Source organism: Amycolatopsis japonica (assembly GCF_000732925.1).
In the GTDB taxonomy this organism is placed as follows: domain Bacteria; phylum Actinomycetota; class Actinomycetes; order Mycobacteriales; family Pseudonocardiaceae; genus Amycolatopsis; species Amycolatopsis japonica.
This window is the reverse complement of the sequence record NZ_CP008953.1, coordinates 2,520,716-2,537,162: the sequence shown is the minus strand read 5'-3', so window position 1 is coordinate 2,537,162 and position 16,447 is coordinate 2,520,716. Positions and strand designations below refer to the sequence as shown.

General features: G+C 71.6%; 4 protein-coding genes. All 4 read right to left on the bottom strand.

Translation table 11 applies throughout. The annotated features are described in order from the left end of the window. Nucleotides 1–12 precede the first annotated feature (12 nt). The 4 genes from AJAP_RS12265 to AJAP_RS12250 all read right to left on the bottom strand — a co-directional run bounded on the left by AJAP_RS12265 (nt 13) and on the right by AJAP_RS12250 (nt 16,446). Nucleotides 13–11,547: a type I polyketide synthase gene (locus AJAP_RS12265; RefSeq protein WP_038510799.1), complete on the bottom strand. Its 11,535-nt coding sequence runs from the start codon at nt 11,545–11,547 to the stop codon at nt 13–15. A 580-nt stretch (nt 11,548–12,127) separates the two neighbouring features. Next, a complete protein-coding gene (locus AJAP_RS12260) occupies nt 12,128–13,663 on the bottom strand; it encodes a long-chain-fatty-acid--CoA ligase (protein WP_038510797.1) in 1,536 nt (511 codons plus the stop codon). Nucleotides 13,664–13,675: 12 nt separating this feature from the next. Continuing rightward, nucleotides 13,676–14,884, bottom strand: a complete 1,209-nt coding sequence (gene hemA / locus AJAP_RS12255) for a 5-aminolevulinate synthase (RefSeq protein WP_038510795.1) — start codon at nt 14,882–14,884, stop codon at nt 13,676–13,678. Beyond that, on the bottom strand, nt 14,881–16,446 hold the full coding sequence (locus tag AJAP_RS12250) for an AMP-binding protein (protein WP_051972421.1): 1,566 nt from the start codon (nt 16,444–16,446) through the stop codon (nt 14,881–14,883). Before AJAP_RS12250 ends, hemA begins: the two co-directional genes overlap by 4 nt. Nucleotide 16,447: the final 1 nt, after the last annotated feature.

Here is a 16,447-nt window from a genome sequence, read left to right as displayed (position 1 = left end):
GGGTGTTTCACGTCAGGCGGGGTCGGAAGCGTCGAAAGCGAGTGCGATCAGACGGTCGGCGTCCATCTCGTCGATGTCCGCGCCGTCGGGCGACTCGGTGGGGCGGTAGCCGGGGTCGGCCAGCCGGGTCAGCAGGTCCAGCACGCCGGCTTCGCGGAGCCGGTCGGCGGGCACCGAGGCGAGGACCGCGCCGATACGGGCGACCTCGTCGTCAACGACGCTGTCGGCGCTGTCGGCGGGTGCCAGCCGGTCGCCGAGGATTTCGGCGAGCGCGGTGGGGGTCGGATGGTCGAACACGACGGTGGCGGGCAGCCGGAGGCCGGTCGCCGCGTTGAGCCGGTTGCGGAGTTCGACCGCGCTGAGCGAATCGAACCCCAGTTCCCGGAAGGCCTGCCGAACGCCGACCTGCTCCGGTGAGCCGAAGCCGAGTACCGCGGCGACGTTCGCGCGGATCAGGTCCAGCAGGGCCCGGCCACGGGCCGCCGGGGCGAGCCCGGCCAGCCGGTCGGCGAATCCGGCGGTCTGTGCTCCGGTGGCCGCGGCCGCCCGGCGGACCGGTGCCTTCACCAGCCCCCGCAGCAGGGGGTGCACCTCCGTGCCCCGCAAGGCGGCGAGGTCGATGTGCATCGGCAGCGGCGCCGGTTCGTACCCGGCACGGGCGGCGTCCAGCAACAGTAATCCGTCCTCCGTGGACAGAGGACTCATCCCGGACCGCTTGAGCCGGGCGAGATCCGCTTCGCCGAGGTGGCCGGTCATCCCGCTCAACTGGGCCCAGAAACCCCATGCGAGCGAGACCGCGGGCAACCCCTGCGCCCGACGGTGCCGGGCGAGGGAGTCGAGGAAACTGTTGGCGGCGGCGTAGTTGCCCTGCCCGGCATCGCCGAATGCACCGGCGGCCGAGGAGAACAGGACGAACTCGGCGAGATCCGCGTCGCGGGTCAGTTCGTGCAGGTTGACCGCGGCGTCGACCTTCGGCCGCAGCACCTTCGCCAGCCGCTCGGGGGTCAGCGTGGCGACGAGGCCGTCGTCCAGGACACCGGCGGCGTGCACCACCCCGGTCAGCGGATGCTCCGGCGGGACGGTGGCGAGCAACGCGGCCAGCGCCGTCCGGTCCGCCGCGTCGCAGGCGGCGATGGTCACCGACGCCCCGGCTGCGGTCAGTTCCGCTTCGAGTTCCGCCATCCCGGCCGCGGCGCGGCCCCGGCGGCCGACCAGCAGCAGGTGCCGGATTCCGCGCGCGGTGACCAGATGCCGGGCGACCAGTGCGCCGAGTGTCCCGGTGGCGCCGGTGATCAGCACGGTCCCGTCCTCGTCCATTGTGGACGGGATGGTGAGCACGTTCTTGCCGATGTGCTTGGCCTGGCTCATGAACCGGAAGACCTCGGGCGCGCGGCGCGCGTCCCACACCGTCGGCCGGGGCACGGTGAGCGCCCCGGCGCCGAACAGCTCCAGCAGCTCGGCCAGGATCTCGCCGATCCTCGGCCGTCCGGCGTCGAGCAGGTCGAACGCGCGATAGGTGACGCCGGGATGGGCGGCCGCGACCTCGTCCGCGTCACGGATGTCGGTCTTGCCCATCTCGACGAACCGCCCGCCCTCGCCCAGCAGCCGCAGCGACGCGTCGACGAACTCCTTGGCGAGCGAGTCCAGGACGACGTCCATCCGGCCGAACCGGTCCTCGAAGTCCAGCGTGCGGGAGGAGGCGATGTGCTCGTCGTCGAACCCGAGGCTCCGCAGCACTTCCCACTTGCCGGGGCTCGCCGTGGCGAACACCTCGGCACCGAGATGACGGGCGAGCTGGACCGCGGCCATGCCGACACCGCCGGTCGCCCCGTGGATCAGCACCTTCTCCCCCGGCCGGAGCCCGCCGAGGTCGACCAGCCCGTAGTAGGCGGTGAGGAAGACGACCGGCAGAGCCGCCGCTTCGGCGAACGTCCAGTCCGGCGGAAGTTCCGTCACCGTCCGCCGGTCGGCGATCGCGACCGGGCCGAACGCGCCGTCGAACAGGCCGAAGACCCGGTCGCCCGGCTTCAGACCGGTGACGCCCGGACCGACCTCGGTGACGATGCCCGCGCCCTCGCTGCCCATCACAGCGTTGTCCTCGGGATACATGTCGAGCGTGATGAGCACGTCGCGGAAGTTGATCCCGGCGGCCCTTACCTGGATCCGGATCTCGCCGTCGGCGAGCGGCCGGGCGACCGCGGGTGCCGGGACGAGCGCGAGCTCTTCCAGCGTGCCGCGACGGGGTGCGTCCAGCACCCAAGGGCTTTCGGGCGGGGTCAGCGTGCCGTCGGTGGAGACCTTGGCGAGCCTCGGCACGAGCAGTTCCCCGTCGCGCCACGCGAGCTGCGCCTCACCGGTGGCCAGCACCTCGGCGGGCAACGACGGCGGGAGGTCGGCGTCGCTGTCGGTGTCGCTGTCGAGGAGGACGATCCGGTCGGGATTCTCGGCCTGCGCGGACCGGACCAGGCCCCACGCCGCCGCGGCCCCGAGATCGCGGACTTTCTCGTCGGCGACCGCGCCGCGGGTGTGCAGCACCAGCCGCGCGTCGGCGAACCGCTCGTCGTCCAGCCAGGTCCGGACCAGGTCCAGCACCCGGGCGGTCGTGCGATGAACGCTCTCGGTGAGGTCGCCGCCCTCGGCTCCCAACGGCACCAGAACCACGCCGGGAACCTCGGTGAGGGCGGCCAGATCGCCGTCGGGCAGGACCGCGACGGTCGGTGTCCCGATGGCTTCCGGTGTGGTCACCGGCGTCCAGCCGACGCGGAACAACGAGTCCGGACGTCGGGAGGCGGGCAGCGCGGCGGGCCGCGTGACCAGGCCTTCGACGGTCGCGACCGGCGCGCCCGCCGGGTCGGCCGCCGTCACCGCGACGGTGTCCGCGCCCACGGCGAGCCGGACCCGCAGCGCCGTGGCGCCTACTGCGTGCACTGTGACCCCGGTCCACGCGAACGGCAGTTCCGCGCCGTCGCCGGACCGGACGGTGCCGAGGGCGTGGAGCGCGGCGTCGAGCAGCGCCGGATGCAGGCCGAACCGGTCCGCGCCCTCGGCGTCGGGCAGGACGACCTCGGCGAAGACGTCGGAACCCAGGGTCCAGGCCGCTCGCAGCCCCTGGAACGCGGGGCCGTAGCCGTACCCTTGGTCCTCGGCGTCGGCGTAGAAGCCGTCGAGGTCGACGCTCGTCGCGCCGGCGGGCGGCCATTCGGTCAGGCCCTCTCCCGGGTTCTCCTCCGAAGTCAGGAAGCCGGACGCGTGCCGCACCCAGGTGTCGCCACCGGATTCGGCCTGGGAGTGCACGGTGACCTCGCGGCGTCCGTCCACTTCGGACCCCAGGACGACCTGGACGCGGACGCCGCCCTGCTCGGGAAGCGGCAACGGGGCTTCGAGGGTCAGCTCGTCGATCCGGCCGCAGCCCGCGTGGGTTCCGGCTTGCAGCGCGAGTTCCACGAACGCGGTACCCGGCAGCAGCACGGTGCCCTGCACCGCGTGATCCGCCAGCCACGGCTGGGCGGCCGTCGAGATCCGGCCGGTGAGCAGGAGCCCGCCGGAACCCGGCAACGCGGTCGCGGCGGTGAGCAGCGGATGCCCGGTGGCGCCGAGGCCGAATCCGGCGGCGTCGCCCGGTTCCCCGGCGTCGGTGAGCCAGAACTCCTGATGCTGGAAGGCATAGGGTGGCAGATCGACCCAGCCCGCCTCGGGCAGCAGCGCGGCCCAGTCGGGGCTCAGGCCGTGGGCGTGCGCCTCCGCCAGGGAGGTGACGAACCGGGTCGGTCCGCCCTCGTCACGGCGCAGGCTCGCGAGCGCGACGGCGGGCACAGCGGCCTCTTCGACGAGTTCGGTCAGCCCGGCGACCAGCACCGGATGCGGGCTCGTCTCGACGAAGAACCGGAACCCGTCCGCGATCAGCCGCCGCACCGCCTGGTCGAACCGGACGGTGGCCCGGAGATTGCGGAACCAGTAGGCGGCGTCGAGGGTGGCCGTGTCGATCGGCTCACCGGTGACGGTCGAGTACATCGGGAGTTCGGCTTCGCGCGGTGTGATTCCGCTCAGCGCCGCCACGACCTCCTGCTCGATCGCGTCGACGTGAGCCGAGTGCGACGCGTAGTCCACCGGGACCCGCTTCGCCCGCACGTCGAGCAGTTCGCACCGCTTGAGCAGCGCATCCAGCCCGGCGACGTCACCGGACACGACGACGGAGGCCGGGCCGTTCACCGCGGCCACGGAAACGCCGTCGGGCAGCAGTTCCCGGACGCGGTCTTCCGAGGCCGCGACCGACAGCATCCCGCCCAATCCGGACAGCGCCAGAATCGCCTTGCTGCGCAGGCAAACCACACGAGCGGCGTCTTCCAGCGACAGCGCGCCCGCGACACACGCGGCCGCGATCTCGCCCTGTGAGTGCCCGACCACTGCGGCGGGTTCGATCCCGCACGCCCGCCAGAGCCGGGCCAGCGACACCATCACCGCGAACAGCACCGGCTGGACGACGTCCACTCGTTCCAGCGCCGCCGCGTCGGACAGGACGTGCGTCAGCTTCCAGTCCACCTGGGACAGCAGAGCGGTCTCGCAGTCGGCCATCGCTTCGGCGAAGACGGCCGACGAGCCGAGCAGGTCCACCGCCATCCCGGTCCACTGCGAACCCTGACCGGGGAAGACGAAGACTGCCTTGCCGTTCTCGGCGACGCCACCGACCACGTGGGGCGCGGGGGCGGCGTCGGCCAGCGCGCGCAGCCCGGCGGTCAACCCGGCGCGGTCTCCGGCCACCACCACGGCACGGTGGTCCAGCGCGGACCTGGTCACCGCGAGCGCGCGGGCCACCGCGGGCAGGGAGACGTCGTCGGCCAGGTGCCCGGCGAGCCGGTCCGCCTGCGCGGCCAAGGCGTCTGGCGTCTTTCCGGACAGGACGAACGGCAGCACGTCACCGCCGAGCGGCGACGTGTCCGAAGTGGACTGTTCGACCGGCTCCGCCTGCTCCAGGACGACGTGCGCGTTGGTCCCGCTGATCCCGAACGACGAGACCGCCGCACGCCGGGGCCCGCCGTTTTGCGGCCAGGCGACGGGCTCGGCCAGCAGGGACACGTTCCCGGCCGTCCAGTCGACCTTGGTCGACGGCGTGCCGAGGTTGAGCGTGCGGGGCAGCACACCGTGGCGCATCGCCTGCACCATCTTGATGATCCCGCCGACACCGGCCGCGGCCTGGGTGTGGCCGAGGTTGGACTTCAGCGATCCCAGCCACAACGGCCGGTCCCGGTCCTGGCCGTAGGTCGCGAGAACCGCCTGCGCCTCGATCGGATCCCCCAACGGCGTCCCGGTGCCGTGCGCCTCCACAGCGTCCACTTCGGACGGTTCGAGGCCGGCGTCCGCCAGTGCCCGGCGGATCACCCGTTGCTGCGACGGACCGCTCGGGGCGGTGAGGCCGTTGGAGGCGCCGTCCTGGTTGACCGCGCTCCCCCGCATGATCGCAAGGACGCGATGGCCGTTGCGGCGGGCGTCGGAAAGACGCTCCACCAGGAGCATCCCGACGCCCTCGCTCCACACCGTGCCGTCGGCGTCGTCCGAAAAGGACTTGCAGCGGCCGTCGGGCGCGAGACCACGCTGACGGCTGAAGTCCACGAAGACCTCGGGCGTGGCCATCACGGTCACCCCGCCCGCCAGCGCCATCGAGCATTCACCGCGCCGCAACGCCTGCGCGGCCAGATGCAGCGCCACCAGCGACGACGAACAGGCCGTGTCGATCGTGACCGCCGGGCCTTCCAACCCGAAGGTGTAGGCGACCCGGCCGGAGTGGATGCTGGCTGAGGTCCCGTTGCCGAGGTAGCCCTCGACGTCGTCGGGCACGCGGTTCAGCCCTGTCGCATAGTCGTGGTACATCACCCCGGCGAACACACCGGTTCCGCTGCCGCGCAAGGACTTCGGGTCGATCCCGGCCCGTTCGACGGCTTCGTGGGAGATCTCCAGCAGAAGCCGCTGCTGCGGGTCCATCGCCAGCGCCTCCCGCGGCGAGATCCCGAAGAAGCCCGGATCGAACTGCCCTGCGTCGTGCAGGAAACCGCCCTCGCGCACGTAGGTGGTGCCGCGGTGGTCGGCGTCGGGGTGGTAGACGCCGTCGGTGTCCCAGCCACGGTTCTCGGGGAACCGGGTGATGCCGTCGTTCCCGTCGGCGACCAGGCGCCACAGGTCGTCGGGTGTGCTCACCCCGCCCGGATAGCGGCAGGCCATGCCGATGATCGCGATCGGCTCGTCGGCCTCGGCCGGAGCGGACACGTCGTCCCGGACCGGAGCAGATCCGGCGGCGAGGAACGCCGCTACCGCACGCGGGTTCGGGTGATCGAACACCAGGGTCGGCGCGATCTTCAGCCCGGTGGCCGCGATCAGCCGGTTGCGCAGTTCCACGGCGGCGAGCGAATCGAACCCGACCTCGGTGAACGCGCGGTCCGGGTCGATCGCATGGGCGTCCGGGTGCCCCAGGACGGCCGCGACCGTCGTGCGGACGAGGTCGAGCAGGGCCGCCTCGTCCAGTCCGCCGCGCGGCGCGGCCGACGGCGCCGGACGGGCGACCCGGACGAGTCCATTAAGGACTTCCGGAAGACCTGCGGCGGAGGCGCGGGCGCGCAACGCGGCACGGTCCATCCTCATCGGCAGCAGCACCGGCCGGTCCGCCGCCAGCGCCGCGTCGAACAGCGCGAGCCCGTCCACTTCGGACAGTGCGAGCTGACCGGAGCGGGCGATCCGGCGCAGTCCCACCTCGTCGAGCCGTCCGCCCATCCCGGCGGCCCACAGGCCCCAGCCCAGTGCGACGCCAGGACGGCCTTCCGCACGACGGCGAAGGGCGAGCGCTTCGAGGAAGGCGTTGGCCGCCGCGTAGTTGGCCTGTCCGGCGCCGTCGAAGGTGGCCGCGGAGGAAGAGAACAGCACGAACGCCGACAGGTCGAGGTCGCGAGTGAGTTCGTCCAGGACGAGCGCGCCGGTGACCTTCGGCCGCAGGACAGCCGCCAGTCGCTCGTGGTCGAGCGTGGTGATGGTCGCGTCGTCGAGCACGCCGGCGGCGTGGACGACCGCCGACACCGGATGCTCGGCGAGCAAGGCCGCGACGGACTCGCGGTCGGCGATGTCGCAGGCGGCGACGGTGACGTCGGCACCCAGCGCGGTGAGGTCGTCGACGAGCGTGCCCGCGGTACCGCGACGGCTCACGAGAAGCAGGCTGCGCACCTCGTGCCGCTCGACCAGATGCCGGGCCAGCAGCCCGGCGAGACCGCCGGTCCCGCCGGTGATCAGCACCGTGCCGCCGGTGGTGAACGACGCCGGGACCGGGCTCAGAACGCGCGTCAGCCTGGGGACCAGGACCGCGCCGTCGCGGACGGCGAACTCGGGCTCCCCGGAAGCCAGTCCGGTGGCGAGGCCGTCTTCTCCCGTGACGTCGGCCAGTACCAGCCGGTCTGGGTGCTCGGCCTGCGCAGAACGCACGAGCCCCCAGACGGCGGCCGCGGCGGGATCGGGGTTTTCGGTGGCGACGGCGCCATCGGTGAGCAGCGCCAGGCGGGCCGGGGCGAACCGGTCGTCGGCGAGCCAGGCCTGGACGAGGTCCAGCACGCTTTCAAGAGTGGTGCAACGGACGGCGACGACCGGTGGCACGTCGTCGACGGCGGTGAGGTCCGGGTAGAGCCGGTACTCAGCGGCGCCCGGCGTTCCGGGAAGCGGGAGCCAGTCGACGCCGTAAAGCGCGCCGTCCTGCGCGCGGGGCGCGGTGGAAAGAGGTCGCAGGGCGAGGGATTCCACCGACGCGACGGGTTCGCCCGCACTGTCGGCAACCTTCAGGGACACCGAGTACGTCCCTGCTTCGGCACCGGCGACATGGTTCTCGAGCTTGACGCGCAGGACGTCGGCGCCACGCGCGTGCAGGGTCACGCCGGACCACGCGAACGGCAGCGCCGCGGGGCCTCCACCGCCCCCGGAACCGAGTTCGAGCACGTGCAGGGCCGCGTCCAGCAACGCCGGATGCACACCGAACCCGCCCTGGGTCTCCGGCACGGCGGCGACCTCGGCGTAGAGGTCGTCACCGGACCGCCACGCGGCGCGCAGGCACCGGAACGCCGGCCCGTAGTCGAGGCCGGAATCGGCGAGCCGGTCGTAGAGATCGGAAAGGTCGAGGGGCTCACCGGCGGGCGGCCACGCCCCGAAGTCGGGAGCGGGCGCCGCGGCGCCGAGCGTGCCCGAAGCGCATCGCGTCCACTCGTCGTCCTCCGTGTCGCGGAAGAAGATCAGCAGTCTGCTGTCCCGGACCGACACCTGAACCTGGACGCCCGCCTCGGAAAGCACCATCGGCACTTCGAGGGTCAGTTCGTCGACGCCGCCGGAGCCCACGAGCTCCGCGGCCCGCAGCGCCAGTTCGAGCAGCGCGGTACCCGGCAGCACCACGTCACCGCCGACGACGTGGTCGGCGAGCCAGGGCTGGGTGAGCGGGGACAACCTGCCGGAGAGCAGCAGGGCACCGTCTTCGGCCGTGGTGACCGACGCCCGCAGGAGCGGATGCCCGGTGTCGCCCAGACCGTAGGCGCCGGGATCCCCGGCGGTGTCCTGGTCGATCAGCCAGTACCGCTGCCGCTCGAAGGCATAAGTCGGCAAATCGGCCCTCGGGTGCTCGCCGAACACCTGGGGCCAGGCGGGTTCGGCGCCGCGGACCCACAGTTCGGCCAGCGACGCGGCGAGCGCCTCCGCCTCCGGCCGCGACCCGCGCAGGCTCGGCACCAGCGCCGGCCCCTCACCGTCGAGGACCTCGGCAGCCATCGGGGTCAGCACCGCGTCCGGGCCGAGCTCCAGGAGCACGTCGACGCCGAGCTCGTCCAGACGCCGCACGCCATCGGCGAACCGCACCGGGCGGCGCACGTGCTCCACCCAGTACTCCGGCGCCGTCGCCTCGGTGATCAGCTCACCGGACACAGTGGACACCAGCGGGATCGCCGGTTTCCGGAAGGTGAGGATCTCGGCGAACCGGCGGAATTCGTCGAGCATCCCGTCCATGTGGTGCGAGTGGAAGGCGTGGCTCACCTTGAGCCGTTTGGTCTTGCGCCCGGCGAACGCGGCGGCGAGTTCCTCGACCGCGGCCTCGTCGCCGGAGACGACCACCGACCGCGGGCCGTTGACGGCCGCGATCGCGAGGCGGTCGCCCAGCAGCGGCAGGATCTCGTTCTCCGTCGCCTGCACGGCGAGCATCGCGCCGCCCTCGCGCGTGTCCTGCATCAGGCGTCCCCGCGCGGCGACGAGCGCGGCGGCGTCGGACAGCGAGAGCATGCCCGAGACGTGCGCGGCGGCCAGCTCGCCGATCGAGTGACCGGCGACGTAATCGGGGCGCAGACCCCAGTGCTCGTACAGCCGGAACAGCGCGACCTCGACGGCGAACAGCGCGCACTGCGCGTATTCGGTGCGGTGCAGCAGCCCGGCTTCCTCGGAGCCCTCGTCGGCGAACACGATCTCGGCCAGCGGCCGGTCCAGTTGCAGGCCGAGGTGCCCGCAGGCGTCGTCGAAGGCGGCGGCGAACACCGGGAACCGGCGGTACAGTTCGCGGCCCATCCCGGCACGTTGGCTGCCCTGGCCGCTGAAGACGATCCCGATCCGCGCCGTCCCGTGGACCAGGCTCGACAGTGCCTCTCCGGTGGCCAACGCGTCCAGCCCGGCCAGCAGTCCCGCGCGATCGGCGGCCGTCACCACGGCCCGCCGCTCCAGGGCGGCCCGGGTGGTGGCGAGCGCGGCGGCGACGGCGGGGAGGTCACTGTCCGGCAGGTCTTCACGCAGTCGGGCCGCCTGACGGCGCAGGGCCTTCTCGTCGCGGGCGCTGACGGGGAACAGCCAGGTGGGCCACGCTTCCGGCGCCGGCTCGGTCTCTTCCTCGGCGGGGGCCTGTTCGAGGACGGCGTGCGCGTTGGTCCCGCTCATCCCGAACGACGACACCGCCGCGCGGCGGGGCGCCCCGGTCTCCGGCCAGGCCGCGGTCTCGCCGAGCAGCTCGACGGCGCCGGACGACCAGGCGACCTTCGGTGTGGGCTCGTCGGCGTGCAGGGTCTTGGGCAGCACACCGTGCCGCATCGCCTGCACCATCTTGATCACCCCGGCCACCCCGGCGGCCGACTGGGTGTGCCCGATGTTCGACTTGACCGATCCGAGCAGCAGCGGACGTTCGCGGTCGCGGCCGTAGGTGGCCAGAAGTGCGTGTGCCTCGATCGGATCGCCGAGGACGGTACCGGTGCCGTGCGCTTCGACGGCGTCCACTTCGGACGGTGCGAGCCCGGCGTTGGCCAGCGCGCGCCGGATCACCCGTTGCTGCGCGGCGCCGTTGGGCGCGGTGAGGCCGTTGCTGGCGCCGTCGGAGTTGATCGCGGTGCCGCGGACGACGGCGAGCACGCGATGCCCGTTGCGCCGGGCGTCGGAAAGCCTTTCCAGCACCAGCATCCCGACACCTTCGGACCAGCCGGTGCCATCGGCCGCGGCCGAGAACGGCTTGCAGCGTCCGTCCGGCGCGAGCCCGCGCTGACGGCTGAAGGCGAGGAAACCGCCGGGGCTCGACATCACCGCGACGCCGCCGGCCACCGCGATCGGGCACTCCCCCAGCCGCAGTGCCTGCCCGGCCAGGTGCAGGGCGACCAGCGACGACGAGCACGCCGTGTCCACGGTGACCGTCGGGCCCTCGAACCCGAAGGCGTACGAGACGCGGCCGGACGCGACACTCGCCGCGTTACCGGTCAGCAGATAGCCTTCGAGGCCTTCTTCCGCGCCACCGAGACGCGGCCCGTATTCCTGGGTCTCCGCGCCGACGAACACGCCGGTCGCGCTCCCCCGCAAGGTGGCGGGATCGATGCCCGCCCGCTCGAGGGCCTCCCACGACGTCTCCAGCAGGAGCCGCTGCTGGGGATCCATCGCCAGCGCCTCACGCGGCGAGATCCCGAAGAACCCCGCGTCGAAATCCCCTGCGCCGTCGAGGAAACCGCCTCGCCGGGTGTAGGTCTTGCCCGGCACCCCGGGGTCGGGGTCGTACAGCGACTCCACGTCCCAGCCGCGGTCGGCCGGGAAGTCCGACGTCGCGTCCCCACCCTCGGTGACCAGCCGCCAGAGGTCTTCCGGCGAACCGATCCCGCCGGGGTAACGGCAGGCCATGCCGACGATCGCGATCGGTTCGTCGTCGGCGATCGCCTGGTAGTCCTCGATTTCGGCCACGGCCTCCCCGGCGAGCAGATCACGCAGGTGACCGGCGAGCGCCGACGGCGTCGGATGGTCGAAGACGAGCGTCACCGGCAGTTCCAGCGCGGTGGCCGCCGAGATCCGCCGATGCAGTTCCACGGCCGCGAGGGAATCGAACCCGAGTTCGGCGAAGGGCGTGCCGGGAGCCGCGGTCCCCGCGCCCGGTTTCGCCTCCAGCACCGCTTCGGTCTCGGCGACGACCAGCGCGGCGAGCGCCCGCCGTCGCTCCCCGTCCGGGGTTCCGTCGAAAGCGGCCAGCACCGTGGCCCAGTCCGGCCGAACACGTCGAGTTCGCAGAATCAGTTCGTCTCGCATGGTCCGCATTTCGGGTTCGAGGATGGGATTCCAAAGCTAGTGCGGGAACGGACCCCTTTCGCACCCCTACGTGCCCCTGTTCACCGTCGTGCGCGGGGTGCGGACAGGGGTCGGCGGGCGGGGAAGATTTGGGACGTCCAGTGTCCGAAATCCTCCCCACTCGGCTGCGACCTTGATCAACGGAGGATTGGGGACGTTGAATGTCCACAATCCTCCGTTGATCAAGCTCCGAGACCCGGTCCCCCGACACGCCAACGCTTGAGAGCCGGCCAGGTGATTCGAGCGTGGAGGATTTGGGACACTCGACGTCCCAAATCCTCCACACTCGACCGTGCCGCGGCGAGCTTCCGATGCCATCGATCTCTGAGACCGGCGCCCCGACCGCAGACACGTCACAATCACCTACCCAGGCGTGGGTAGGGAAATACGCTTCCGCTCTAACCCGAAACGCCACTCACGACCGGCGCCATCGCGCACAGGGCGGGCAAGGACAGGTCTGCGTGTCCCGTATCCGACTTGGGCCGAAGGCTCCCTTCGCCGCATCACATGCGGCGAAGGGAGCCTTCAGCCCACTACAGCCGCACAGAGGTCAGCGCCCGAGCCGGTCCGCCAGCTCCCGCTTGAGGATCTTGCCGCTGGGCCCGAGCGGCATCGCGTCCAGGAACTCCACCCGGCGCGGATACTTGTAGGCCGCGACGCGCTTCTTGCTCCACGCCACAAGCTCCGCCGCCAGTTCCGGCCCGGGTTCCCGATCGGAAGCGGCCACGACGACGGCGCAGATCTCCTCGCCGTACCGGTCGTCCGGCACGCCGACGACCGCGACCTGGGCGATCGCGGGATGCCTGGCCAGGACTTCCTCGATCTCACGCGGATACACGTTGTAGCCGCCGCGAAGGATCATGTCCTTCTTGCGATCCACAATGGACAGATAGCCGTCGTCGTCGAGGAAACCGAGGTCGCCGCTGCGGAACCAGCCGTCCACGATCGCGGCGGCCGTCGCCTCGGGGCGGTTCAGGTAGCCCGCCATCACGTTGTGCCCCCGGACGACGATCTCGCCGACCTCGCCCGGCGGCACGAGTTCGATCCGGTCTTCGGTCTCGGCACGCGCGATGGCCACGTCCACGCCCCAGATCGGTTTGCCGACGGTGCCCGCGCGGGTCGGCCACGCGCGCTGGTTGTAGGCCACCACGGGAGAGGTCTCGGTGAGGCCGTACCCCTCGTAGATCGGGCAGTCGAACACGGCCTCGAACCGCTCCAGCAGCGCGACGGGCAGCGACGAACCGCCGGAGAAGGCCCGGTCGAGTTTGGGCCGCCGCGGCTCGTCCTCGGCTGCCTCCAGCAACGCGACGTACATCGTCGGCACGCCCATGAACAGCGAGCAGTTCTGTTCCACCATCAGTTCCAGCGCGGCACGCGCGTCGAACCGCGACATCAGCACCATCGTCGCGCCGGCACGGAAACAGGTCGCCATCCCGCAGATCTGGCCGAAGGTGTGGAACAACGGCAGACAGCCGAGCAGCACGTCGTCGGCGTGGAAGTCGAACGGCGACAGCATCGTGGTGGCCACGTTCAGCACGATGCTCAGGTGGGTCAGCATCGCGCCCTTGGGTTTGCCGGTCGTCCCCGAGGTGTAGAGGATCAGCGCGAGGTCCGAGGGTTCGCGCGGTTCGTACCGCTCGATCTCGGCCGCGGCCCCGGCGAGGACGTCGAGGCGGACGCGGCCGGTGTCGACGTCCTCCAGCATCGTCAGGACTTCGACACCGGCCGCGCCGGCGGCCTCGCCTCCCTGCTCCAGCAGGGCGGCTCCGCAGATCAGCACCCGGGCGTCGCAGTCGGTGAGGATGTAGTGGATCTCCTCCGCGACGAGCAACGTGTGCACCGGCACGACGACCGCACCGAGCGCCAGTGCACCGAAGTAGACCATCGGGAACTCCGGCGTGTTCGGCAGGAGCAGCACGACCCGGTCGCCGGCGGCGACCCCCTGGCCCCGGAGCGCGGAGGCGTACCTCTTCGCCCCGGCCCAGAGTTCCCGGTAGGAGAACGGTTCCCCGTCGAACACGAGCGCGGGGTGATCCGGCCGCCTGCCCGCCGAATCGGCGAGGACGGCCGCGAGGGACAAGGACACCGGACTCCCCTCTCAGCCGCGCGGCAGGCCGAGATCCAGCCAGATCTGGTCCAGCGCCTCGACCATCTTCTGCACGTCGCTGCCGGTGTGCACCGCCGACGGGGCCGTGCGCAGGATCTCCTGTCCGAACGGGACACTCGGCGCGTTGATCGACTGGATGTAGATCCCGTGCCGCTGCAACAGGAGTTCGTGCACCTTCTTGCACAGCGCGTCGTCCCCGACCAGGATCGACACGATATGCGACTCGTCCGAGAGGAACGGGATCCCGCGTTCGGCGAGCAGTTTGTGCAGCAGCTGCGCGTTGTCGGCGAGGATCTCGCGCTCCCGCTCCGACGAACGCAGGTGCCGGACCGCGGCGAGCGCGCCGGCGGCCACGGCGGGCGGCAGCGCGGTGGTGAAGATGAACGAACGCGAGTGCGTGCGCACGGCGTCGATCAGCGCGGCGGGCCCGGCGATGTACCCGCCGGTGGTGCCGAAGCCCTTGGCCAGCGTGCCCATCACGACGGTGAATTCGTCGGCGATCCCCTCGCGCGCGGCGATCCCGGCACCTTCGGGGCCGTACATCCCGACGGCGTGCACTTCGTCCACATAGGTCATGGCGTCGTACTGCTTCGCCAGCGCGGCGAATTCCGCCAGCGGCGCGACGTCGCCGTTCATCGAGTAGACCGATTCGAACACGATCATCTTCGGCCGGTCGGCCGGGGCGGCGGCGAGCAGCTCGGCCAGATGCGCGACGTCGTTGTGGCGGAAGATCTTCTTCTCCGCGCCGCTGTGCCGCAGCCCGTCGATGATGGAGGCGTGGTTCTTCTCGTCGGAGAACACGATGCAGTCCTCGGGGCGGCCCGCCAGCACGGTCAGCGAACCGTCGTTGGCGGTGTAGCCGGAGGTGAACAGCAGCGCGTCCTCCTTGCCGTGCAGTTCGGCCAGTTCGCGTTCCAGCGCCACGTGGTAGTGGTTGGTGCCCGCGATGTTGCGCGAACCGCCCGCCCCGGCGCCGAACCGCTCGACGGCCTCCTTCATCGCGGATAGCACGTCCGGATGCTGGCCCATGCCGAGGTAGTCGTTGCTGCACCAGACGTTGATCTCGGCGACCGCTTCGGCCTCCTCGTACCGGCTGGCCGCAGGGAACCGGCCCGCCTGCCGCCCGATCTCCAGGAAGTCGCGTTTCTGCAGCACTTCGCCCTGCAGGGTGCGCTGGAAGGACTCCAGATAGGTGGTCATGACGTCAACTCGCTCTCTGGCTTGGCGTGGCTGGACTTGGTGGCGGGTTTCGCCTCCTCGCGGAGGCGGAGCTTGTCCGGCTTCCCCGCGTCGGTCAGCGGAAGCTCGGCGCGGAGCCGGATCTCCGCCGGTACGTGGCTCGGGGACAGCACCCGCGCGACCTGCGCGGCCAGGTCGGCGGGATCCACGTCCCTGCCCCGGCGCGGCACCGCGATCGCGTGCATGTACTCGACGTTGTCCTCGTCGGCGACCCCGAACACCGCGGCCTGCGCGACATCCGGATGGGCCAGCAGCGCGTTCTCGACCTCGGCCGGGTACACCTTGATGCCGTTGGTCTTGATCATGTCGGCGAGCCGGTCGACCAGGTACAGGTAGCCGTTCTCGTCGAGATAGCCGACGTCGCCGGTGTGCAGCCAGCCGTCGATGAGGACCCGCGAGGTTAGGTCGGGCCGCTTCCAGTAGCCGTCCATCATCATCGGCGACCGGACGCAGATCTCCCCGGTCTTCCCGGCGGGCAGCTCGTGCCGCACGTGCGGGTCGCGGATGCCGACCTGGACGAACGGGACCGCCTTGCCGACCGTGGTGAGCAGCTCCGGTTTCAGGTGCTCTTCCGGCGAAAGCGCGGCGATCACCCAGCTTTCGGTGGTGCCGTAGATCTGGATCAGCTTCGCGCCGAACACCTCCGCCGCCCGGGAGAGCCGCACCGGGGAGGCCGGGCTCCCGCCGTAGTAGAGCTCGCGCAAGCTGGAATGGTCCGTGGTGCCCAGTGCCGGATGGTCGAGCAGGTCGTAGAGCTGCGGGGTGGCCAGGTAGACCCGGTTGACCCGGTGGCGTTCCACGGCTTCGAGCACGGCGCCGGCGTCGAATCCCTCGTGCAGGACGATCATCCCGCCGGACGCGACCGCGTCGTCCACTGTGGACGAAACGGAATGGCTGAGCGGCGTGGTGACCAGCATCGTGCAGCGTTCGGTCATGTGCCGGGCCTTGGTGACCACCGCGCCCAGCCCGCCGAACCCGCGGCCGATGCCCTTGGGCCTGCCGGTGGTCCCGCTGGTGTAGGTCAGCACCGCGGTGCCCTCGGCTCGCGGCTCGACCTCGCCAGCGGTCCCGGTGATGTCGGCGACGTCGTCACCGAAGTCCCCGAAAGCCGCCAGCGCCGCCGGTTCCGCCATGGCGTCGCGGATCTTCCTGGCCCGGTCGAGGTTCGCCGCGTCGGTGAGCAGGACGGTGGTACCGGTGTCGTCGACGATCTCGACCTGCGTGGCGATCGGGAGTTCGTCGAGCGGATCGGCGGCGTTGATACCGCGCAGGTGCACCACGGTGGCACCGATCAGATTGGCGGCGTACCGGCCGATCAGCGTCGCCGGGCTGTTCCCCACGGTCAGCAGGGCCACCACCCCGCCCTCGCCGGTCCCGCGGTCGCGCAGCGCGGCGGCGGCACCGGTGATGGCCGCCGCGAGTTCCGCCGAAGTCAGCGCCTCGTCGCCGTGACGCAACGCGATCTCGTCCGGCCGCGTGGAAAGCACGTCCAGCAGCTGGCTGACGTAGTGGTCGATCTGCACC